Source organism: Escherichia sp. E4702 (assembly GCF_963883545.1).
In the GTDB taxonomy this organism is placed as follows: domain Bacteria; phylum Pseudomonadota; class Gammaproteobacteria; order Enterobacterales; family Enterobacteriaceae; genus Escherichia.
Genome location: NZ_CAWORF010000009.1, coordinates 19,515 through 40,906 on the forward strand (window position 1 = coordinate 19,515; position 21,392 = coordinate 40,906).

The 21,392-nt window shown below is 48.7% G+C and carries 19 protein-coding genes, 5 tRNA genes, 1 other RNA gene and 1 pseudogene; 13 read left to right on the top strand and 13 right to left on the bottom strand.

All coding sequences use genetic code 11. The features are described from left to right. Window positions 1-113: 113 nt before the first annotated feature. Entirely contained in the window at window positions 114-1,025 is a 912-nt protein-coding gene (cysM, locus tag AACU94_RS04005) for a cysteine synthase B (protein ID WP_135488971.1), read from the top strand. 2 nt (window positions 1,026-1,027) lie between these two features. On the opposite strand, the gene AACU94_RS04010 is transcribed toward cysM, so the two are convergent. After that, window positions 1,028-1,396 (bottom strand): YfeK family protein, encoded by a 369-nt coding sequence (locus AACU94_RS04010; protein ID WP_130216854.1) that lies wholly within the window; start codon window positions 1,394-1,396, stop codon window positions 1,028-1,030. A 103-nt stretch (window positions 1,397-1,499) separates the two neighbouring features. Here AACU94_RS04010 and pdxK point away from each other — a divergent pair, with 103 nt between their 5' ends. Beyond that, the gene (gene pdxK / locus AACU94_RS04015; RefSeq protein WP_135488972.1) at window positions 1,500-2,351 is read left to right on the top strand and encodes a pyridoxine/pyridoxal/pyridoxamine kinase; all 852 of its coding nucleotides are present in this window, start codon (window positions 1,500-1,502) and stop codon (window positions 2,349-2,351) included. A gap of 41 nt (window positions 2,352-2,392) precedes the next feature. Here pdxK and crr read toward each other — a convergent pair whose 3' ends face one another. The 5 genes and pseudogenes from crr to cysZ form a co-directional block, all read right to left on the bottom strand. Next, a complete protein-coding gene (gene crr, locus AACU94_RS04020; protein WP_000522247.1) occupies window positions 2,393-2,902 on the bottom strand; it encodes a PTS glucose transporter subunit IIA in 510 nt (169 codons plus the stop codon). A gap of 40 nt (window positions 2,903-2,942) precedes the next feature. Further along, the gene (gene ptsI, locus AACU94_RS04025) at window positions 2,943-4,670 is read right to left on the bottom strand and encodes a phosphoenolpyruvate-protein phosphotransferase PtsI (RefSeq protein WP_000623129.1); all 1,728 of its coding nucleotides are present in this window, start codon (window positions 4,668-4,670) and stop codon (window positions 2,943-2,945) included. 44 nt (window positions 4,671-4,714) lie between these two features. Next, the gene (gene ptsH / locus AACU94_RS04030; RefSeq protein WP_000487600.1) at window positions 4,715-4,972 is read right to left on the bottom strand and encodes a phosphocarrier protein Hpr; all 258 of its coding nucleotides are present in this window, start codon (window positions 4,970-4,972) and stop codon (window positions 4,715-4,717) included. 382 nt (window positions 4,973-5,354) lie between these two features. After that, window positions 5,355-6,325, bottom strand: a pseudogene (gene cysK, locus AACU94_RS04035) (cysteine synthase A). A gap of 184 nt (window positions 6,326-6,509) precedes the next feature. Continuing rightward, window positions 6,510-7,271 (bottom strand): sulfate transporter CysZ, encoded by a 762-nt coding sequence (cysZ, locus tag AACU94_RS04040; protein WP_130207372.1) that lies wholly within the window; start codon window positions 7,269-7,271, stop codon window positions 6,510-6,512. A 229-nt stretch (window positions 7,272-7,500) separates the two neighbouring features. Here cysZ and zipA point away from each other — a divergent pair, with 229 nt between their 5' ends. From zipA to AACU94_RS04055, 3 genes are all read left to right on the top strand, one after another. After that, entirely contained in the window at window positions 7,501-8,481 is a 981-nt protein-coding gene (gene zipA, locus AACU94_RS04045) for a cell division protein ZipA (RefSeq protein ID WP_130221982.1), read from the top strand. 70 nt (window positions 8,482-8,551) lie between these two features. After that, window positions 8,552-10,567, top strand: coding sequence for an NAD-dependent DNA ligase LigA (gene ligA, locus AACU94_RS04050; RefSeq protein WP_135488973.1), 2,016 nt, complete (start codon window positions 8,552-8,554; stop codon window positions 10,565-10,567). Window position 10,568: 1 nt separating this feature from the next. Next, window positions 10,569-10,787, top strand: coding sequence for a DUF3820 family protein (locus AACU94_RS04055; protein WP_111948453.1), 219 nt, complete (start codon window positions 10,569-10,571; stop codon window positions 10,785-10,787). Here AACU94_RS04055 and AACU94_RS04060 read toward each other — a convergent pair. Next, window positions 10,784-11,782: a bile acid:sodium symporter family protein gene (locus AACU94_RS04060; RefSeq protein ID WP_130207366.1), complete on the bottom strand. Its 999-nt coding sequence runs from the start codon at window positions 11,780-11,782 to the stop codon at window positions 10,784-10,786. The two genes, AACU94_RS04055 and AACU94_RS04060, sit on opposite strands and share 4 nt — an antisense overlap. A gap of 601 nt (window positions 11,783-12,383) precedes the next feature. Between AACU94_RS04060 and AACU94_RS04065 the strand changes: the two genes are divergently transcribed. The 5 genes from AACU94_RS04065 to AACU94_RS04085 all read left to right on the top strand — a co-directional run bounded on the left by AACU94_RS04065 (window position 12,384) and on the right by AACU94_RS04085 (window position 17,958). Beyond that, entirely contained in the window at window positions 12,384-13,637 is a 1,254-nt protein-coding gene (locus tag AACU94_RS04065) for a nucleoside permease (protein WP_130257431.1), read from the top strand. 54 nt (window positions 13,638-13,691) lie between these two features. Further along, the gene (locus AACU94_RS04070) at window positions 13,692-14,621 is read left to right on the top strand and encodes a nucleoside 2-deoxyribosyltransferase (protein WP_135488974.1); all 930 of its coding nucleotides are present in this window, start codon (window positions 13,692-13,694) and stop codon (window positions 14,619-14,621) included. Window positions 14,622-14,852: 231 nt separating this feature from the next. Then, the gene (xapA, locus tag AACU94_RS04075; RefSeq protein WP_130216866.1) at window positions 14,853-15,686 is read left to right on the top strand and encodes a xanthosine phosphorylase; all 834 of its coding nucleotides are present in this window, start codon (window positions 14,853-14,855) and stop codon (window positions 15,684-15,686) included. 58 nt (window positions 15,687-15,744) lie between these two features. Further along, on the top strand, window positions 15,745-17,001 hold the full coding sequence (locus AACU94_RS04080) for a nucleoside permease (protein WP_130257432.1): 1,257 nt from the start codon (window positions 15,745-15,747) through the stop codon (window positions 16,999-17,001). Between the two features lie 72 nt (window positions 17,002-17,073). Beyond that, window positions 17,074-17,958, top strand: a complete 885-nt coding sequence (locus tag AACU94_RS04085) for a LysR family transcriptional regulator (protein ID WP_130216870.1) — start codon at window positions 17,074-17,076, stop codon at window positions 17,956-17,958. Between the two features lie 49 nt (window positions 17,959-18,007). On the opposite strand, the gene AACU94_RS04090 is transcribed toward AACU94_RS04085, so the two are convergent. From AACU94_RS04090 to AACU94_RS04105, 4 genes are all read right to left on the bottom strand, one after another. Beyond that, a non-coding RNA gene (locus tag AACU94_RS04090) (RtT sRNA) lies at window positions 18,008-18,133 on the bottom strand. A gap of 30 nt (window positions 18,134-18,163) precedes the next feature. After that, window positions 18,164-18,239: transfer RNA gene (locus tag AACU94_RS04095), tRNA-Lys, on the bottom strand. A gap of 4 nt (window positions 18,240-18,243) precedes the next feature. After that, window positions 18,244-18,319: transfer RNA gene (locus AACU94_RS04100), tRNA-Val, on the bottom strand. A gap of 44 nt (window positions 18,320-18,363) precedes the next feature. Next, window positions 18,364-18,439, bottom strand: a tRNA-Val gene (locus AACU94_RS04105). 258 nt (window positions 18,440-18,697) lie between these two features. Here AACU94_RS04105 and gltX point away from each other — a divergent pair. Next, complete coding sequence (gltX, locus tag AACU94_RS04110; protein WP_135488975.1) at window positions 18,698-20,113, top strand: glutamate--tRNA ligase; 1,416 nt, start codon at window positions 18,698-18,700, stop codon at window positions 20,111-20,113. Window positions 20,114-20,165: 52 nt separating this feature from the next. On the opposite strand, the gene AACU94_RS04115 is transcribed toward gltX, so the two are convergent. Beyond that, complete coding sequence (locus AACU94_RS04115) at window positions 20,166-20,558, bottom strand: MerR family transcriptional regulator (protein ID WP_130216872.1); 393 nt, start codon at window positions 20,556-20,558, stop codon at window positions 20,166-20,168. 1 nt (window position 20,559) lies between these two features. Beyond that, the gene (locus tag AACU94_RS04120; RefSeq protein WP_130207360.1) at window positions 20,560-20,919 is read right to left on the bottom strand and encodes a YfeC-like transcriptional regulator; all 360 of its coding nucleotides are present in this window, start codon (window positions 20,917-20,919) and stop codon (window positions 20,560-20,562) included. A 220-nt stretch (window positions 20,920-21,139) separates the two neighbouring features. Here AACU94_RS04120 and AACU94_RS04125 point away from each other — a divergent pair. Further along, window positions 21,140-21,215, top strand: a tRNA-Ala gene (locus AACU94_RS04125). Window positions 21,216-21,254: 39 nt separating this feature from the next. Continuing rightward, window positions 21,255-21,330: transfer RNA gene (locus tag AACU94_RS04130), tRNA-Ala, on the top strand. Window positions 21,331-21,392 lie beyond the last annotated feature (62 nt).

Genomic DNA, 21,392 nt, shown 5'->3' on the forward strand with positions numbered 1-21,392 from the left:
CGCCCGGAGGCGCTTCCCGCGATCCGGGCTTTTTAATGGCAAGGTTTGTAACCTGTAGGCCAGATAAGACGCGCAAGCGTCGCATCAGGCAACACCACGTATGGACAGAGATCGTGAGTACATTAGAACAAACAATTGGCAATACGCCTCTGGTGAAGTTGCAGCGAATGGGGCCGGATAACGGCAGTGAAGTGTGGTTAAAACTGGAAGGCAATAACCCGGCAGGCTCGGTGAAAGATCGTGCGGCGCTATCGATGATCGCCGAGGCGGAAAAGCGCGGGGAAATTAAACCGGGCGACGTGTTAATCGAAGCCACCAGTGGTAACACCGGCATTGCGCTGGCAATGATTGCCGCGCTTAAAGGCTATCGCATGAAATTGCTGATGCCCGACAACATGAGCCAGGAACGCCGTGCGGCGATGCGTGCTTATGGTGCGGAACTGATTCTTGTCACCAAAGAGCAGGGCATGGAAGGTGCGCGCGATCTGGCGCTTGAAATGGCGAATTGTGGTGAAGGCAAGCTGCTCGATCAGTTCAATAATCCTGATAATCCCTACGCCCATTACACCACCACCGGGCCGGAAATCTGGCAGCAAACCGGCGGGCGCATCACTCATTTTGTCTCCAGCATGGGGACGACCGGCACTATCACCGGCGTTTCACGCTTTATGCGCGAACAATCCAAACCGGTGACCATTGTTGGCCTGCAACCGGAAGAGGGCAGCAGCATTCCCGGCATCCGCCGCTGGCCTGCGGAATATCTGCCAGGCATCTTTAACGCATCGCTGGTGGATGAGGTACTGGATATTCATCAGCGCGATGCGGAAAACACCATGCGCGAACTGGCGGTGCGGGAAGGGATTTTCTGCGGGGTGAGTTCAGGCGGTGCGGTTGCTGGCGCGATACGCGTGGCAAGAGCTAACCCCGGCGCGGTAGTGGTGGCGATCATCTGCGATCGCGGCGATCGTTACCTTTCTACCGGGGTATTCGGGGAAGAGCATTTTAGCCAGGGGGCGGGGATTTAAGATTATTGCGCAGGCACTGTTTTATCCGTCTGCGCAATCAGCGCATGTAAAAAAGGTTGCGCATTTTCATCGCTCTTACCGGGCATCTTCACGATGTAAGGCTTACCGGTAATCGATGACGACGAAGCCACCTTATCAATAAACTGCTCGGCGGTATCAATGCGGTTGCGCGTGTTGCCGAGCTTCAACTTCAGATGCGAAACTGCTTCATCACAAGTATGTTCATCACCGTTGCGCACAAATATCAAATCCCTTTTCTGTGCTAATCCCTCCAGCATGGCGTTGATACGGGCTTCTTCGTGGGCAGTTAACTTCGCGTAAGCGGGGAGTGTCATCAACAGCGTAATGACCAGACAAATGATTTTCTTCACTGAATTACCATATCCTTGTTTTGTGATAGCCGATTTGACTGCCAAAATCAGGTAAAGTTTCGGTTGGGATGCGATGAGGATCATCGGCAAGGAGAAAAATTAAATGAGTAGTTTGTTGTTGTTTAACGATAAGAGCAGAGCGTTGCAGGCGGATATTGTCGCTGTGCAGTCGCAGGTGGTGTATGGCAGCGTAGGCAACAGCATTGCCGTGCCTGCTATTAAACAGAACGGCCTGAATGTCTTTGCCGTGCCGACCGTGTTGCTAAGCAATACGCCACATTATGATACGTTCTACGGTGGTGCGATTCCGGACGAATGGTTTAGCGGCTATTTACGTGCACTACAGGAGCGTGATGCGCTGCGCCAGCTGCGCGCTGTCACCACCGGTTATATGGGAACCGCGTCGCAAATCAAAATACTTGCCGAGTGGCTGACTGTATTACGCGAAAACCATCCTGACTTATTGATTATGGTCGATCCGGTCATTGGCGATATTGATAGCGGTATCTACGTCAAACCTGATCTTCCGGAGGCGTATCGGCAATATTTGTTGCCACTGGCGCAGGGAATTACACCAAATATCTTTGAGCTGGAAATCCTGACCGGTAAAAACTGCCGCGATCTCGACAGCGCCATTGCCGCAGCAAAAAGTTTGCTTTCAGACCCATTAAAATGGGTGGTTATTACCAGCGCCTCTGGTAACGAAGAAAATCAGGAGATGCAGGTGGTGGTGGTCAGTGCCGACAGCGTGAATGTCATTTCCCATTCTCGGGTAAAAACCGATCTGAAAGGTACAGGCGATCTGTTTTGCGCCCAGCTTATCAGTGGATTGTTGAAAGGTAAGGAATTGACTGACGCGGTACATAGCGCAGGCTTACGCGTGCTGGAGGTGATGCGCTACACCCAGCAACATGAGAGCGATGAATTGATTTTGCCGCCGTTGGCGGAAGCATAAAAAATGGCGCCGATTGGCGCCATTTTTCACTGCGGCAAGAATTACTTCTTGATGCGAATAACCGGGGTTTCACCCACAGTCACGCTACCGGACAGTTTGATCAGTTCTTTGATTTCGTCCATGTTGGAGATAACAACCGGAGTCAGGGTAGACTTGGCTTTCTCTTCCAGCAGCGGGAGATCGAATTCAATCACAGTATCGCCAACTTTCACGCGCTGACCTTCTTCAGCAATACGCTTGAAGCCTTCGCCTTTCAGTTCAACAGTGTCGATACCGAAGTGAACGAATAACTCAACGCCGCTATCAGATTCGATGGAGAACGCGTGGTTGGTTTCAAAGATTTTACCAATGGTGCCGTCAACCGGAGCGACCATTTTGTTACCAGTTGGTTTGATAGCAATACCATCACCAACGATTTTTTCCGCAAAAACGACATCCGGCACGTCTTCGATATTGACGATCTCGCCAGAGAGCGGAGCAATGATCTCAATAGTTCCAGTATCCTTCTTGTCGTCGGAAACCAGAGATTTCAGTTTATCGAACAAACCCATGATCTTCTCCTAAGCAGTAAATTGGGCCGCATCTCGTGGATTAGCAGATTGTTTTTTCTTCAATGAACTTGTTAACCAGCGTCATTAACTCGTCCGTTGTCGGTTGAGCAAGAGCCTGCTCTGCTAACACCTTCGCATCTTCGAAGTTCGTGTTACGGATAATCTTCTTAATGCGCGGGATAGAAATGGCGCTCATAGAGAATTCGTCCAGACCCATCCCCAGCAACAGAAGTGTAGCACGTTCATCGCCAGCAAGCTCACCACACATACCTGTCCATTTGCCTTCAGCATGAGAAGCATCAATAACTTGCTTGATCAAGTTCAGCACGGACGGTGACATTGGCTGGTAAAGGTGTGAAATCATATCATTACCACGGTCAACTGCCAGAGTGTACTGCGTTAAATCATTGGTGCCGATACTAAAGAAATCAACTTCTTTGGCTAAATGACGCGCAATTGTCGCGGCAGCCGGTGTTTCCACCATCACGCCAATTTCAATTGACTCGTCAAACGCTTTACCTTCGTCGCGCAGTTCCTGTTTGTAGATTTCGATCTCTTTGCGCAGTGCTCGCACTTCTTCAACAGAGATGATCATCGGGAACATGATGCGCAATTTACCGAAAGCAGAGGCACGCAGGATAGCGCGAAGCTGATCGCGCAGGATCTCTTTACGATCCATCGCGATACGGATAGCACGCCAGCCGAGGAACGGGTTCTCTTCTTTCGGGAAGTTCATATACGGCAGCTCTTTATCGCCGCCAATGTCCATGGTACGAACAATAACTGCCTGTGAGCCACACGCTTCAGCCACCGCTTTGTAAGCAGCAAACTGTTCTTCTTCGGTTGGCAGCGCGTCACGGTCCATGAACAGGAATTCGGTACGATACAGACCAACGCCTTCAGCGCCGTTACGCTCTGCACCTTCAACGTCACGAACAGTACCGATGTTAGCGCACACTTCGACCTGGTGACCGTCCAGCGTAATTGCTGGCAGATCTTTCAGTTTAGCAAGCTCTGCTTTTTCAGAAGCAACTTGCTCCTGAACGGCGCGCAGTTTATCAATAACTTCATTGGTTGGATTGACGTAAACTTGATTGTTTACGGCATCCAGAATCAGATAGTCGTCGTTTTTCACCTGAGAGGTGACGCTACCGGTACCCACGATGGCTGGCAGTTCCAGAGAACGCGCCATGATAGAGGTGTGGGAAGTCCGGCCACCTGCGTCGGTGATGAAACCCAGCACCTTCTTCAGGTTTAGCTGTGCGGTTTCAGACGGCGTCAGGTCAGCGGCAACCAGGATTACTTCATCCTGAATGGCGCTCAGGTCGATGATCTTCAGCCCAAGGATGTTGCGCAGCAGGCGCTTACCGATATCACGTACGTCGGCCGCACGCTCTTTCAGGTATTCGTCATCCAGTTCTTCCAGGGCAGAAGCCTGACCTTCGATAACTTCATGAGCAGCTGCATCAGCGGTCATGTGCTTATCTTTAATCAGGGCTATGATTTCCTGCTCCAGCTCCTCATCTTCGAGCAACATAATATGCCCTTCGAAGATGGCTTCTTTTTCTTCACCGAACGTTTCACCAGCTTTCGTTTTGATCGTTTCCAGCTGGGCAGATGCCTTGGCACGACCGCTCAGAAAACGTTCAACTTCCTGATCAACCTGGTCGGCAGAAATTTTTTTCCGGTCAATGACGATTTCGTCTTCTTTCAAAAGCAGAGCTTTACCGAAAGCGATACCCGGGGATGCTAAAATGCCTGAAATCATAACCCTACCTTACTTGTGACTGATTTTTAAAAGAACCCGGAAAATTACTCGAGTTCCGCCATCAGTTTAACCAGATGTTCAACCGCTTTTTGCTCGTCTTCGCCTTCTGCAGAGATAGTCACAACAGTGCCTTGAGTCAGGCCCAGAGTCTGCAGTTTGAACAGGCTTTTGGCGCTGGCGCTTTTGCCGTTAGAAGTCACAGTAATTTCAGAAGTGAAGCCCTTAGCTTCTTTTACAAACTGGGCAGCAGGGCGGGTGTGCAGACCGTTCGGAGCGGTAATGGTAACTTCTTGCTGGAACATTGTATTTCCCCAACTTATAGGTTTAGTGTTGTGGAACTAAAGTCTAGCCTGGCGGTTCGACTTTAGCCTGTATTGTTAGCGCCAGTTTTAACAGACGCGACGCACGAAGTGCTCTATACAGTCCATTGCTGGCGGATGTTGGCCGCTGACGTTTCGTTCATCATTAAACATTATGCCGCTAAAGGAAGACTTGAACCAAATCATAAAATCGATTCAGCTAAGGCTTTTCCTGTAACGATTAATTTCGCGCATCAAAATAATTAGTCAGGTTAAATACCAGTTCCGACAAGTTGAATCAATGCCAGGAGGGGTGAAAGTTTGAAGCAGGCCACAAAAAAGCACCTGAAAAGGTGCTTTTTTACGCATTTTTAACAAGCTGGCATTACTGTTGCAGTTCTTTCTCGGTAAAGAGATCGGCAAACAGTGCAGTGCTTAAATAACGCTCACCCGATGATGGTAGAATAACCACAATATTCTTATTGGTAAAGCTTTCATCTTCTTGTAGTTTCAACGCCGCAGCAACAGCCGCGCCGGAAGAGATCCCGGCAAGAATGCCTTCTTCTTCCATCAGGCGACGCGCAGTAGAGATGGCTTCTTCATTGGTGATGCCAATAACTTTGTCGACCAGTTTGAGATCAAGGTTAGCCGGGATAAAGCCAGCACCGATGCCCTGGATTTTATGCGGCCCGGGTTTGATTTCTTCACCTGCCAGCGCCTGGGCTATAACGGGAGAGTCGGTTGGTTCTACGGCAACAGAGATGAGGTCAGTCTTGCCTTTGGTGCCTTTAATGTAGCGGCTGACGCCGGTCAGCGTACCGCCAGTGCCGACACCAGCAATAAACACATCGACCTGACCGTCAGTATCTTCCCAGATCTCCGGGCCGGTGGTTTTTTCGTGAATTTCCGGGTTTGCCGGATTGCTGAATTGTTGCAGCAGCAAGTATTTTTCTGGATTGCTGGCAACAATTTCCTCCGCTTTTTGAATCGCACCTTTCATGCCTTTAGCACCTTCGGTCAGCACCAGGTTTGCACCTAACGCTTTGAGTAGCTTGCGGCGTTCAATACTCATGGTTTCCGGCATGGTCAGAGTGAGTTTATAACCGCGAGCGGCAGCCACATACGCCAGTGCAATCCCGGTATTGCCGCTGGTTGGCTCCACCAACTCACGCCCGGCTTCAGTACGCCGCGCTTTTCGGCATCCCAAATCATATTGGCACCGATACGGCACTTAACGCTGAAGCTGGGGTTTCGGGATTCCACCTTCGCCAGAATACGTCCGTTACCGATGCGATTCAGGCGAACCAGCGGTGTGTGACCGATAGTCAGCGAGTTATCTTCAAAAATCTTACTCATGGCCTGTCCTTAACTGTATGAAATTGGGATACAACAGGTAGCATACCCGCTCAGAGAATATGCGGAAGTAAGGATTTAGCATATCTATATGCAGAAGGGAAATAATGGCTCACAAGATGGAATAAGGGGCGGCATAAGCCACCCCTGTTCCACACATAATGTTTACAAAATAATCGGTAAATTGTTACCGCCATAATGCATGTTTAGCGCGGTAGCAATCGACCCACATCGCCGTAGCGCCACAAACGGCCACCGGCATGATGAACAGGTTGAGTACCGGGATCATCGTGAACAAACTGGTTAAAGCACCAAACTGCATATTAGTGATTTTGCGCGTGCGCAGGGCAGTGCGCATCTCTTTGAATGGCACTTTGTGGTTATCGAACGGATAGTCGCAGTACTGGATGGCTAACATCCAGGCACTGAACAGGAACCACAGCACCGGTGCGACGGTTTGCCCAATGCCAGGGATGAAGTAAAGGATCAGCAATACAATCGCGCGCGGCAGATACCAGGCAAACTTTTGCCATTCACGTTTCATAATCCGCGGCACATCTTTCATGATGCCGAAAATACCGGTATCCGGTGGCGTAGCGCCAGTCAGTCTTGCTTCCAGTTGTTCAGCCAACAAACCGTTAAATGGTGCGGCAATCCAGTTGGCGATGGTGGAGAAAAAATAGCCAAAAACCAGTAGCACGGAGATAACCGCTACAGGCCACAGCAAATAGCTCAACCATTGCAGCCAGTCAGGTACGTGACTCATTAACGACGGAATCCAAACATCCAGCTGGCTAAAGAGCCACCAGAACGCGCCTCCCATCAACAAGATATTGATCAACAGCGGTAAGATGACAAAACGGCGAATCCCAGGTTGCGAGACGAGCTTCCAGCCTTGCGCAAAATAGTAAAAACCGCTGCGTGAGGCAGATGTGAATGTTGAAACCATAATCAGGATATGCTCCTTTTGACCAATCCCAGGAAAGTTCTGCGTATTTTACCGGGTATTTGCGCAATGGACAGTTAGGATATGTTCGAAAAACCAGCAAAAAGCACGATTTCATCTATCTTTGTGCTGTGAAAGTTAATAGTGCACTTGCACTTGAGGTAATCGACAAATACTCTTAGTGAGTAAATGTTTGCCGTGGTGGCAAGGTGTTAGAACAACAGAGAATATAATGATGCAGGATTTGCGTCTGATATTAATCATTGTTGGCGCGATCGCCATAATCGCTTTACTGGTACATGGTTTCTGGACCAGCCGTAAAGAACGCTCTTCTATGTTTCGCGATCGGCCACTAAAACGAATGAAGTCAAAACGTGACGACGATTCTTATGACGAGGATGTCGAAGATGATGAGGGCGTTGGTGAGGTTCGTGTTCACCGCGTAAATCATGCCCCGGCTAACGCCCAGGAGCATGAGGCTGCTCGTCCGTCGCCGCAACACCAGTACCAACCGCCTTATGCGTCTGCGCAACCGCGTCAACCGGTTCAGCAGCCGCCTGAAGCGCAGGTACCGCCGCAACATGCTCCGCATTCAGCGCAGCCTGTTCAGCAACCGCAGCCAGTGCAACAACCGCAGCCAGTACAGCAGCCGGCTTACCCGCCGCAGCCTGAACAGCCGGTTGCTTCGCAGGTGCCTCCAGCTCCGCAGCCTACTTTCCAGACCGCGGAACCTGTAGCGGCACCGCAGCCTGAACCTGTAGCTGAACCAGCGCCTGTGATGGATAAGCCGAAGCGCAAAGAAGCGGTGATCATCATGAACGTCGCGGCGCATCACGGTAGCGAGCTGAACGGCGAACTGCTTCTTAATAGCATTCAACAGGCGGGCTTTATCTTTGGCGATATGAATATTTATCATCGCCATCTGAGCCCGGATGGCAGCGGCCCGGCATTATTCAGCCTGGCGAATATGGTGAAACCGGGAACCTTTGATCCTGAAATGAAGGATTTCACAACGCCGGGTGTCACTATCTTCATGCAGGTGCCGTCTTACGGTGATGAACTGCAAAACTTCAAGCTGATGCTGCAATCCGCGCAGCATATTGCCGATGAAGTAGGCGGCGTAGTGCTTGACGATCAGCGCCGTATGATGACTCCGCAGAAATTGCGCGAGTACCAGGACATCATCCGCGAAGTCAAAGACGCCAACGCCTGATACACTTAAGGCAAATTAACTTCTTTTCGAACCCCCGCTTGTCGGGGGTTTTTAGCATTGATGGTGCGATATGGAATCAATCGAACAACAACTGACAGAACTGCGAACGACGCTTCGCCACCATGAATATCTTTATCATGTGATGGATGCGCCGGAAATTCCCGACGCTGAATACGACAGGCTGATGCGCGAGTTACGTGAGCTGGAAGCCAAACATCCAGAGCTGATTACCCCTGATTCACCTACCCAACGTGTAGGTGCTGCGCCGCTGGCAGCCTTTAGCCAGATCCGTCATGAAGTACCAATGCTGTCGCTGGATAACGTATTTGATGAAGAGAGTTTTCTCGCCTTCAACAAACGCGTACAGGATCGTCTGAAAAGCAACGAAAAAGTGACCTGGTGCTGCGAGTTAAAGCTCGATGGGCTTGCCGTCAGCATTCTGTATGAGAATGGTGTACTGGTAAGCGCGGCAACCCGTGGCGATGGCACTACTGGGGAAGACATCACGTCTAACGTGCGTACCATTCGCGCCATTCCGCTGAAACTGCATGGTGAGAATATTCCAGCACGTCTGGAAGTGCGTGGTGAAGTGTTCCTGCCGCAGGCGGGCTTTGAGAAGATTAACGAAGAGGCGCGACGCACGGGCGGAAAAGTGTTTGCTAACCCACGTAATGCGGCGGCAGGTTCTCTGCGCCAGCTTGATCCGCGTATTAGTGCGAAGCGACCGCTTACTTTCTTCTGCTATGGCGTTGGCGTACTTGAAGGTGGCGAACTGCCGGACACTCATCTGGGCCGCTTAATGCAGTTTAAAGCGTGGGGATTACCAGTCAGCGATCGGGTAACGCTTTGCGAATCAGCAGAAGATGTGTTGGCGTTTTACCACAAAGTGGAAGAAGACCGCCCGACGCTGGGCTTTGATATTGACGGTGTAGTCATTAAGGTCAACTCGCTGGCGCAGCAGGAGCAACTTGGCTTTGTTTCCCGCGCCCCGCGCTGGGCTGTTGCGTTTAAATTCCCTGCGCAGGAACAAATGACTTTTGTGCGTGATGTAGAGTTTCAGGTTGGGCGTACAGGTGCGATTACGCCCGTTGCGCGTCTGGAACCTGTCCATGTTGCAGGCGTGCTGGTGAGCAACGCCACACTGCATAACGCCGACGAAATTGAACGTCTCGGTTTACGCATTGGCGATAAAGTGGTGATTCGCCGCGCAGGTGACGTGATCCCACAAGTGGTTAACGTTGTGCTTTCTGAACGACCGGAAGATACCCGTGAGGTTGTATTCCCGACGCATTGTCCGGTATGTGGTTCTGACGTGGAACGTGTAGAAGGCGAAGCCGTGGCTCGCTGTACTGGTGGCCTGATTTGCGGTGCTCAACGTAAAGAATCACTGAAACACTTTGTTTCCCGTCGTGCGATGGACGTTGATGGCATGGGTGACAAAATTATCGACCAACTAGTTGAAAAAGAATACGTCCACACTCCGGCGGACCTGTTCAAACTCACCGCAGGCAAACTTACTGGGCTGGAGCGAATGGGGCCGAAATCGGCACAAAATGTGGTTAACGCGCTGGAAAAAGCGAAAGAAACCACCTTTTCCCGCTTCCTCTATGCCCTTGGCATCCGTGAAGTCGGTGAGGCTACCGCAGCCGGTCTGGCGGCATATTTTGGCACGCTGGAAGCGCTGGAATCAGCCTCGATTGAAGAGCTGCAAAAAGTGCCAGACGTCGGGATCGTGGTGGCATCTCATGTTCACAACTTCTTTGCCGAAGAAAGCAACCGCAATGTCATCAGCGAGCTGTTGGCGGAAGGCGTTTACTGGCCTGAGCCGGTGGTGATTAACGCGGAAGAGATCGACAGCCCGTTTGCCGGTAAAACTGTGGTGCTCACCGGTAGCTTAAGTCAGATGTCGCGTGATGACGCTAAAGCTCGACTGGTCGAACTGGGCGCGAAAGTGGCGGGCAGCGTGTCGAAGAAAACCGATCTGGTGATTGCCGGAGAAGCTGCAGGCTCTAAACTGGCGAAGGCGCAGGAACTGGGTATTGAAGTTATCGACGAAGCTGAAATGCTGCGTTTGCTGGGGAGCTGAGGTGGAGAAAGAGCAGCTGATTGAAATTGCCAATACGGTGATGCCGTTTGGCAAGTACAAAGGGCGTCGCTTAATTGACCTGCCGGAAGAGTATCTACTGTGGTTTGCCCGCAAAGATGAGTTTCCGGCAGGCAAACTTGGTGAGTTAATGCAAATCACGTTGCTGATTAAAACCGAGGGGCTGACGCAACTGGTCCAGCCCCTGAAACGTCCGCTTTAAACTTTTCCGGCGCTGCTTTCCTGCTGCGCCTGCAGTTGCTCGGTCTGGCGCTTATAACGACGCGCCAGTACCGCGCAAACCATCAGTTGGATCTGATGGAAAATCATCAACGGCAGTACCATCATACCGATCACCGATGTGGGGAACAGAATGTTCGCCATCGGAATACCATTCGCCAGACTCTTTTTCGAGCCACAGAAGACGATAGTGATTTCATCCGCCTTATTGAAACCCAGTCGACGCGCCATAAAGACGTTAATCACAATCACAATAGCCAGCAATACGCAGCTAACTACCACAATAAACAGCAGCGAACCCCAACCGACTTTGTGCCAGATGCCGTTAACGACGGCTTCGCTGAATGCCGTATAAACGACCAAAAGAATGGATGTCTGGTCGGTTTTTGCTATCCACTTTTTATTGCGTGCTACCCAGTTACCAATCCACGGGCGAGAAAGATGTCCCAGCACGAACGGCAGCAGTAGTTGCAACATAATCTTACCGACCTGTTCCAGACTGCCTTCTGCACCGTGGATATTCATTACCAGACCGACCAGCAACGGCGAAAGGAAAATCCCCAGCAGGCTGGATGCCGACGCAGAACAAACTGCTGCCGCGACATTACCGCCCGCCATTGAAGTAAAGGCAATTGCAGACTGCACGGTAGCCGGGAGAATGCACAAATAGAGAAAACCGGAATAGAGCATCGGATCGACATTTACCGGTTTCCACCAGGCAAACAGTACGCCCAGAATCGGAAACAGTACGAAGGTGCTGCACATTACCCACAAATGCAATCGCCAGTGACTACCGCCAGCAATTATCGCCTCACGCGACAGCTTAGCGCCGTGCATAAAGAACAACAGGGCAATAGCTGCCGTGGTCAGATTTTCAAAGAAGGGGACAAAACCGCCTCTGGCCGGAAAGAAAGAAGCCAGCAATACCACCGTGATCAGGGTTAAAGTGAAAGGATCGAGGATACGAAAAAGTTTCATAAAGACTCCAGATGACCGATGCTTTCATTGTGCGTTGTTCTGATTGATAAATAAAACTGAATTGCTTATCAATTTGTGCGTGGTAATGGGAAGTCAGAGGGGAGCTTCGCCTGGTTGGCAAATAGGGGCCGTTAACTGAGGGAACTATGTGACAGCCGAAAAAATCACAGAAGGTTATTACTACTGATGTACATAGCAGTTTTAGCATGATCAGCGCTGGTTTAGAACGGGTATTTTATTGAATAAAGAATGTCACCCGGAGAGAGCGTTTCACTCACTTTATTATTAACGGTGCGGTAAAACTATGAGGGCAGACTCAGGTTTAATAACAGGAACTGCCTTTTAATTGTATATTTCACGCGAACAATAAATATCATGAATGTGATTGCTTCATATATTTTTGATGTGATTGTTTAGTGTTGCTGTTACTGGGTTAGTGGTTTATCTAAAAACTCATGATCATTACGCAATATTAGGGTGGCTTTCTTAATGTTTTCAGAATCGATATCAAATCGCAATTGATCATTACAATAAAAGATATTGGTAAATTTGATGTGTTTCAGGATATTTAAAGGGGAGGCTCAAATCGAAGGGGACGACGGTGAATCTAAAACTACAGTTAAAAGTTCTTTCATTTCTGCAATTCTTTTTGTGGGGAAGTTGGCTAAACACATTTGGTTCTTATATGTTTATTACGCTGCGCTTCAAAGGAGAAGATATTGGTGCAGTCTACAGTACATTGGGTATTGCAGCGGTGATAACGTCAACACTATTTGGCATTGTGGCAGATAAATGGATTAGCGCTAAATGGATTTATGCCGCTTGTCACTTTTTTGGCGCGGTAACATTATTTATCGCGGCATCTGTTACAACACCTTCGGCAATGTTCATTGTCATTTTACTTAACTCTCTCGTTTATATGCCAACGCTTGGCTTGAGTAATACGATTTCCTATTACCGTATACAAAATGCGGGTATGGATATTGTGACTGAGTTTCCACCAATACGCATCTGGGGAACGATCGGATTTATTGTTGCGATGTGGGCAGTAAGTCTGGCTGGTTTTGAATTAAGTCATATGCAATTGTATATCGGAGCGGCGGCTTCATTAGGATTAAGTCTGTTTACGTTGACATTACCCGTTGTACCGGTGGCTAAATCTAACCAGGCCCAAGGAATAATAGACGTTCTCGGGCTGCGTGCATTTGCACTGTTCAAAAATAGCAAAATGGCTATTTTCTTTATCTTTGCCATGCTGCTTGGGGCAGAATTACAGATTACCGGAATGTTTGGAAATACTTTTCTCCACAGCTTCGAGAGTGTTCCAGAGTTTGCCAATAGTTTTGTTGTCACCCATGCTTCTATTTTGTTATCGATTTCTCAGATATCCGAAGTTTGTTTCATTCTTGCTATTCCCTTTTTTCTGAAAAAATATGGTATTAAAAATGTCATGCTGATGAGCATGATAGCCTGGATGCTGCGCTTTGGTTTATTCGCTTATGGCGATCCTTCATTCGGCGGTACTATTCTGTTAATTCTTTCGATGATTGTTTATGGCTGTGCCTTTGACTTCTTCAATATATCTGGCTCGGTATTTGTTGAACAAGAAGTTGATCCCTCGATCCGTAATAGTGCTCAGGGCGTATTCCTGATGATGGCCAATGGTTTTGGTTGTATTCTGGGCGGTTTTATTAGTGGCAAAGTCGTCGATTATTTAACAACGGATGGTAACCCGCAATGGGCAACCATTTGGCTGGTATTTGCTGGGTATTCACTGGTTCTTGCTCTCGCATTTATGGTGTTGTTTAAATATAAACACAACGGTGCCACGACGACGTCCAGTCATTACGCCTGATACGGTATTTATCAAAATTAATAATGTTTTACAGGATTCGTAAAGGAGGATGTTATGGCAAATCAATTGTATAACCAATGTCGGGTCTATTGTGCACCCTGGCGATTAGATGCTTTAAATTTAAATGACATCATCGATCAATGGATTGACGATGGTCTGTTACCGCCCCTGATCCATACTTTTCTTCCTTATCGTGATGATGCCGGTGCCTCCAGTGAAGAGGAGATTTTTGTTAACGATGTCGCGAATATGGACAACAGCGTTGGGGTTATCGGTTATTTCGATGGCGGAACCTATGATTCCGGTTGTGCGTGGGAAGTGGGCTATGCATGGGCTTCAGGAATGCCGGTACATCTGGTTACGACCGACTTTCTCTTATGGGCGGCAGGTAATTCTTCAGAGTTTTACCCTATAAGTAAGCTGATAAATTATGTAGCAAAAGTTGTATTAGTGTCAGATTCTGATGCCAGTATCAGCAACTATCGTGAACAAACAACAGACATCATCAATCGTGCATTGCAAATATTTCAGCAAAATTTAATTGCCGACTTCGGCACGACGATTACTCCAGCTATACCCGTCACGCCACTGCCCATTGAGTATGATTATTATCTTGATCCTAACTTTATGTATACAGAACCATCTCGGGGCTTACTGGATAATATCAAAGACGCGATCGTTAGTGCGGGTAAAACATTTATCGTTGGTGACAACATGAATGATATTGCGACTGATATTGATAATTTAAGAAAATCCAGACAAGCCATTTTTTATTCTGATACCTTTGAGCCGAATGTTGACACCGGTATTATGAATGGCATTGCCTATGCATTAGGGCAGCAATCGATTATTTATTGTAGTAAGCAACAAAAGTATCAGTCTGCACTGACGACCGATTATCTAAATTTAATGATAACCTGGTCATCAACGGTGGCACATTCATTTGCCGAGCTTGAAGCATTGATTGACAACAAAGAAATGTAATAGTTTATTCTTTTTGATTATCAGGTGAGTGATTGCCTGATAATCAACTTTTTAAATTAACTACCAAAATAAATTATACCGTCGTTATATCTCTCTGCCGGGGGACGGTATGATCGATTTAAAAAATATATTGAATATCTCTGGTAAATGTATTGGTCAGTCACGACTTTTTCTCGTTATAAGAAGAAGTGACACATATTTAACGAATAATGTTTATTACAAGGACTTTCCATGACCCAATCTCATTTTTCACAAAACCCGTGGTATTGCGCAGATATCATTCGTCGCCACAAACCAAACTTTACCCCACGCGTTGCGTTTATTCTTGGTTCGGGGCTGGGTGCGTTGGCTGAACAGATTGAAGGCGCGGTCGCTATTTCTTATAGCGATTTGCCGGGATTTCCGGTGAGCACCGTACATGGTCACGCAGGAGAGTTGGTCCTCGGCATGCTCTCTGGTGTGCCTGTAGCTTGCATGAAAGGTCGTGGCCATTTTTATGAGGGCCGTGGAATGACAGTCATGACTGATGCGATTCGCACGTTCAAGTTGCTGGGCTGTGAGTTGTTGTTCTGCACTAATGCTGCAGGCTCGCTTCGCCCGGAAGTGAGGGCGGGCAGTTTGGTTGCGCTGAAAGATCACATCAACACGATGCCAGGCACACCGATGACAGGCCTTAATGATGATCGCTTCGGCGAGCGCTTTTTCTCATTAGCGAACGCTTATGATGCTGATTATCGGGCCGTTTTGCAGTCCGTCGCGCAGGAAGAAGGTTTTCCGCTCACAGAGGGCGTTTTTGTTTCTTATCCAGGGCCTAACTTCGAAACGGCGGCAGAAATTCGCATGATGCAGATGATTGGCGGTGACGTTGTGGGTATGTCTGTAGTGCCTGAAGTGATTACCGCACGTCATAGCGAAATGAAAGTCGTTGCTGTGTCTGCAATAACTAATATGGCGGAAGGTTTAAGCGATGTGAAATTGTCACATGCCCAAACGCTGGCTGCAGCGGAATTATCCCGGCAAAACTTTATCAATCTGATTTGCGGATTCTTACGCAAAATCGCCTGAAAGCAATAAAAAATGGCCTCGCGGATGGGGCCATCTCACTGCGATAAGGAAACCAAAAATGAATATCGCAACGCGTTTAAAGATTATGTCTTTTCTGCAATATTTTATCTGGGGGAGTTGGTTAGTTACCCTCGGATCTTACATGATAAACACCTTACATTTTACCGGGGCTGATGTTGGTATGGCATACAGCTCTAAAGGCATTGCGGCTATTATCATGCCAGCCATTATGGGTATTATTGCAGATAAATGGTTACGAGCTGAACGTACCTATATGCTGTGCCACTTTATTTGCGCCGGGGTACTTTTTTATGCCGCCTCCGTGACTGAACCGAATATGATGTTCTGGATAATGTTGCTTAACGCAATGGCGTTCATGCCCACTATTGCATTATCCAATAGTGTTTCTTATTCGTGTCTGGCCCAGGCCGGATTAGATCCGGTAACCTGTTTTCCGCCAATCCGTGTTTATGGCACTGTGGGATTTATTGTCGCCATGTGGCTGGTGAGTTTATTGCATCTGGAGTTAAGTAGTGTGCAACTGTATATTGCTTCTGGCGCTTCTTTAGTGTTAGCGGTCTATGCATTAACGCTACCGAAAATTCCAGTGGCGGAGCATAAAATCAGCACTACGCTTTCCAGTAAATTAGGTCTGGATGCGTTTGTGTTATTTAAAAATCCGCGTATGGCGATTTTCTTTTTATTTGCCATGTTATTAGGTGCGGTACTACAAATTACTAACGTTTTTGGTAACCCGTTCCTGCATGATTTTGCTCGTAACCCTGAATTTGCTGATAGCTTCGTGGTGAAATATCCTTCCATCCTGCTCTCTGTTTCGCAAATGGCGGAAGTCGGCTTCATTCTTACTATTCCCTTCTTCCTGAAGCGTTTTGGCATAAAAACCGTCATGTTGATGAGTATGGTCGCGTGGACATTACGCTTTGGCTTCTTTGCCTTTGGCGACCCATCGCCAGGTGGCTTTGTATTATTGTTGTTATCGATGATTGTGTATGGCTGTGCGTTCGACTTTTTTAATATCTCAGGTTCAGTGTTTGTCGAACAGGAAGTGGATTCCAGTATTCGCGCCAGCGCTCAGGGCTTATTTATGACGATGGTCAACGGCGTTGGGGCGTGGATCGGCTCTCTTCTGAGTGGTATGGCGGTTGACTATTTCACGGTTGATGGTGTGAAAGACTGGCAAACTATCTGGTTGGTATTTGCTGCGTATGCGCTGGCCCTGGCAGTGATCTTTGCCCTGTTTTTCCGTTATAAGCATGAACCTGAAAAAATGGCACAAAAATCATTAGCTCACTGATGTAAACGGGGTTGACCTTTATTGCTATGTGCTAGATTTGGAGCCTTACCAAACTTATGGAGCGCAATAATCATGGAAAGTACGCATCGTATTGATCTCAAGTTATTGCGCTATTTTCTTGCGGTTGCAGAAGAACTTCACTTTGGGCGGGCGGCTGCGCGGCTCAATATGTCGCAGCCGCCATTAAGTATTCATATTAAAGATCTGGAACAACAACTGGGCACGTTGCTGTTCGTTCGTCATTCGCGCAGTGTGGCGCTCACTCATGCGGGAAAAATTTTACTGGAAGAATCACGACGGTTACTGGCGAATGCCAGTCAGGCGATGGCACGGGTTGAGCAGATTGGTCGCGGTGAGGCAGGGCGGATTGAGCTGGGCGTGGTGGGAACAGCAATGTGGGGGCGAATGCGTCCGGCGATGCGGTGCTTTCTGAAAGAATGCCCCAATGTTCATGTCTCATTTCGTGAAAAATCACCAGGCATGCAAATGGCGTTGCTGGAGCGGCGGGAACTGGATGCGGGTATCTGGCGGATGGCGATTGAACCAACCACGGGGTTTACCAGCTTACGCTTACATGAATCCTCTTTTCTGGTTGCTATTCCGCAAGACCATCATCTGGCATCGCGAGATGCTATCCCGCTAACTGCATTACGCAATGAATACTTTGTAACGCTGCCTTCCGTCCATTCTGACTGGGCGTTTTTACAGCGCGTTTGTCAGCAGGCAGGTTTTTCACCGATGATCGTCCGGGAGGCCGTAGAGCCGCAAACTGTGCTGGCGATGATCAGTATGGGATTGGGCGTGACATTAATGGCAGATAGCTATGCCCAGATGAGTTGGCCCGGTGTGGTATTTCGTCCACTGGAAGAACGTATTCCGGCAGATCTGTATATTGTCTATGAACAGCAACACGCGACGCCTGCGCTGGAGAGGTTGGTTAATGCTTTGATCGCGTGAAGGAATATCGCAGATAGCAAAAAGGCGCCTTTAGGGCGCCTTTTTACATTGGTGGGTCGTGCAGGATGACTCGCTTCGCTCGCCCTTCGGGCCGTCGCCGCAACCGGCTCCGTTGTTTCGCTGCGCTCAACTCGAACCTGCTGCAGGTTCGAATCTTTGAGTATTGCAGATAGCAAAAAAGCGCCTTTAGGGCGCTTTTTTACATTGGTGGGTCGTGCAGGATTCGAACCTGCGACCAATTGATTAAAAGTCAACTGCTCTACCAACTGAGCTAACGACCCGAAGTGGTGGGTGATGACGGGATCGAACCGCCGACCCCCTCCTTGTAAGGGAGGTGCTCTCCCAGCTGAGCTAATCACCCACTTCTCAATTTCTTGCTACACGGCGGAGACTACATAAAGTAGTTGGTGGGTGATGACGGGATCGAACCGCCGACCCCCTCCTTGTAAGGGAGGTGCTCTCCCAGCTGAGCTAATCACCCCCGCTGTGTGGAGTCGCATTATAGGGAGAGTTGGAAATGAGTCAACGCATTTTCTAAAGAAATTGTTCGTTCGTCGTAAATTTAAGCAAGGTGATCGCAAAACAGACCGTGTTGCGCAATTTGTCAACGAAAACAATAATGCGTAAGGTAGCAACCCGAACTACATTGAGGAATCAGGCGGGAGTGATAGAATATCGCCCACTCAATTTTTCCAGGATTTGCCGGTTGTCGGCATCTTTCTAAACGTAAGGCCATTTCATGAAAATCAAAACTCGCTTCGCGCCAAGCCCAACAGGCTATCTGCACGTTGGCGGCGCGCGTACTGCTCTTTACTCCTGGCTTTTTGCACGTAACCACGGCGGTGAGTTCGTGCTGCGTATTGAAGACACCGATCTTGAGCGTTCCACGCCGGAAGCTATCGAAGCCATTATGGATGGCATGAACTGGCTGAGTCTGGAGTGGGATGAAGGCCCGTACTTCCAGACCAAACGTTTCGATCGCTATAACGCGGTTATCGATCAGATGCTGGAAGAGGGTACTGCCTATAAATGCTACTGCTCTAAAGAGCGCCTCGAAGCGCTGCGTGAAGAGCAGATGGCAAAAGGCGAGAAACCGCGTTATGACGGCCGTTGCCGCCACAGCCATGAGCATCACGCTGATGATGAACCGTGCGTTGTACGTTTTGCTAACCCACAGGAAGGTTCCGTTGTTTTTGACGATCAGATCCGTGGTCCGATCGAGTTCAGCAACCAGGAGCTGGATGATCTGATTATCCGCCGTACCGATGGTTCTCCGACCTATAACTTCTGTGTGGTTGTCGACGACTGGGATATGGAAATTACTCACGTCATCCGTGGTGAAGACCATATCAACAACACGCCGCGCCAGATCAACATTCTTAAGGCCCTGAAAGCGCCGGTGCCGGTTTACGCGCACGTTTCTATGATCAACGGTGATGACGGTAAAAAATTGTCCAAACGTCACGGTGCAGTCAGCGTAATGCAGTACCGCGACGACGGCTATCTGCCAGAAGCACTGCTGAACTATCTGGTGCGTCTGGGCTGGTCCCACGGAGATCAGGAAATCTTCAATCGTGAAGAGATGATCAAGTACTTCACCCTGAATGCCGTCAGCAAATCTGCCAGTGCGTTCAACACTGACAAACTGCTGTGGTTGAACCATCACTATATTAACGCGCTGCCGCCGGAGTATGTGGCTACTCACTTACAGTGGCACATCGAACAGGAAAATATTGATACCCGTAACGGCCCGCAGCTTGCTGAGCTGGTGAAACTGCTCGGTGAACGCTGCAAGACGCTCAAAGAGATGGCGCAAAGCTGCCGCTATTTCTACGAAGATTTTGCTGAGTTTGATGCCGATGCTGCGAAAAAACATCTGCGTCCGGTATCGCGTCAGCCGCTGGAAGTAGTGCGCGATAAACTGTCTGCTATCACTGACTGGACGGCGGAAAATGTTCACCATGCAATTCAGGCAACGGCGGATGAACTGGAAGTGGGCATGGGTAAAGTTGGGATGCCGCTGCGTGTCGCCGTTACCGGTGCAGGACAGTCCCCGGCACTGGATGTTACCGTTCACGCGATCGGTAAGACACGTAGCATTGAGCGTATCAACAAAGCGCTGGCCTTTATTGCTGAACGCGAAAATCAGCAGTAATTAGCGTGTAAAAAGATAAACGGCAGGAGATAATATCCTGCCGTTTTTTTATTTATGCTGATTCGTCAATATCGAGACGGGCGAGGAAATTGCGAATTCCTTCACGTGACAAAAATTGCGCGACTTTTTCCTGCTCAATGTCTGTCATATTATCTATCGCGTTGATGATTTGTCGATACGCCGGGGCGCGTGCTCCAGGAGCGTATTCAGCAATTCTCTCTTCAGCTTCCATCAACATTGGTGTGTTATGGAACGCAGGCGTGTTCTGAATAAACTCGCAAACCTGCGAATCGACCAGAATAAGTCTGGCACGACCTCCTTTCACGCCGGGAAATTTTTCCGTTCTCCAGCCTTTTTCTCTGATCCAACGGTTAACAGTTTGTTTAGCCACACCCAGGCATTCCGCCAGCTCTTCGGTGGTCATTTTATTACGTAATCTTTTCATATTATTTGCTGTCGCGAATCCCTAAGCGTTGTAATAATCCGATAATCCCTTCCCGCAGAAGCAAGGATGTAAACTGTTTTTGTTCAAGAGGCGTCATCTCTTTCGCCAGCGTCACCAGCAGCACTTCAAGCGGCGTATCGGCAGACAGTTCAGGAGCTTCTCTTTGATCGTCCGGACGTTCTGCATTACGAATATATTCACGAACTTGTTTATTGACGTGAATCAGTCGGGCCTTGCCACCCTGGACACCTGGTTTTGGTGATGTCGTCCAGCCTTGCTTGCGTACCCATTTATTAATGGTCTGGCGGCTATAACCGGTCAGCCTGGCAAGTTCATCTGGCGTCATCCTCTCCTTGAACATAACAATTCCCTGAATGATTGCGGGTCTATTAGTGGTTCATTTTATAACACCACTTTACAAGAAACCGTGACAGGAATAACTACTGAATGCGAGCGACTATCCAAAATAGTTCATTTGCCTGATTTTTCAGCGATTGAAACTACGCCTTGCAATTTGCCGTTGACACATTCGGGCGGAATTCATATGATGCCGCCCGTCAACTCGACAAGCTTTACGTGATGGGGCTATAGCTCAGCTGGGAGAGCGCTTGCATGGCATGCAAGAGGTCAGCGGTTCGATCCCGCTTAGCTCCACCAAATTTTGCACCCAGCAAATTTGGTACGTAAACAACTCGTGGGGCTATAGCTCAGCTGGGAGAGCGCTTGCATGGCATGCAAGAGGTCAGCGGTTCGATCCCGCTTAGCTCCACCAAATTTCAAACCCTCGCTGCGAAGCGGGGGTTTTTTGTCTCTGCTTTTTGCCGCTTTTGTAAT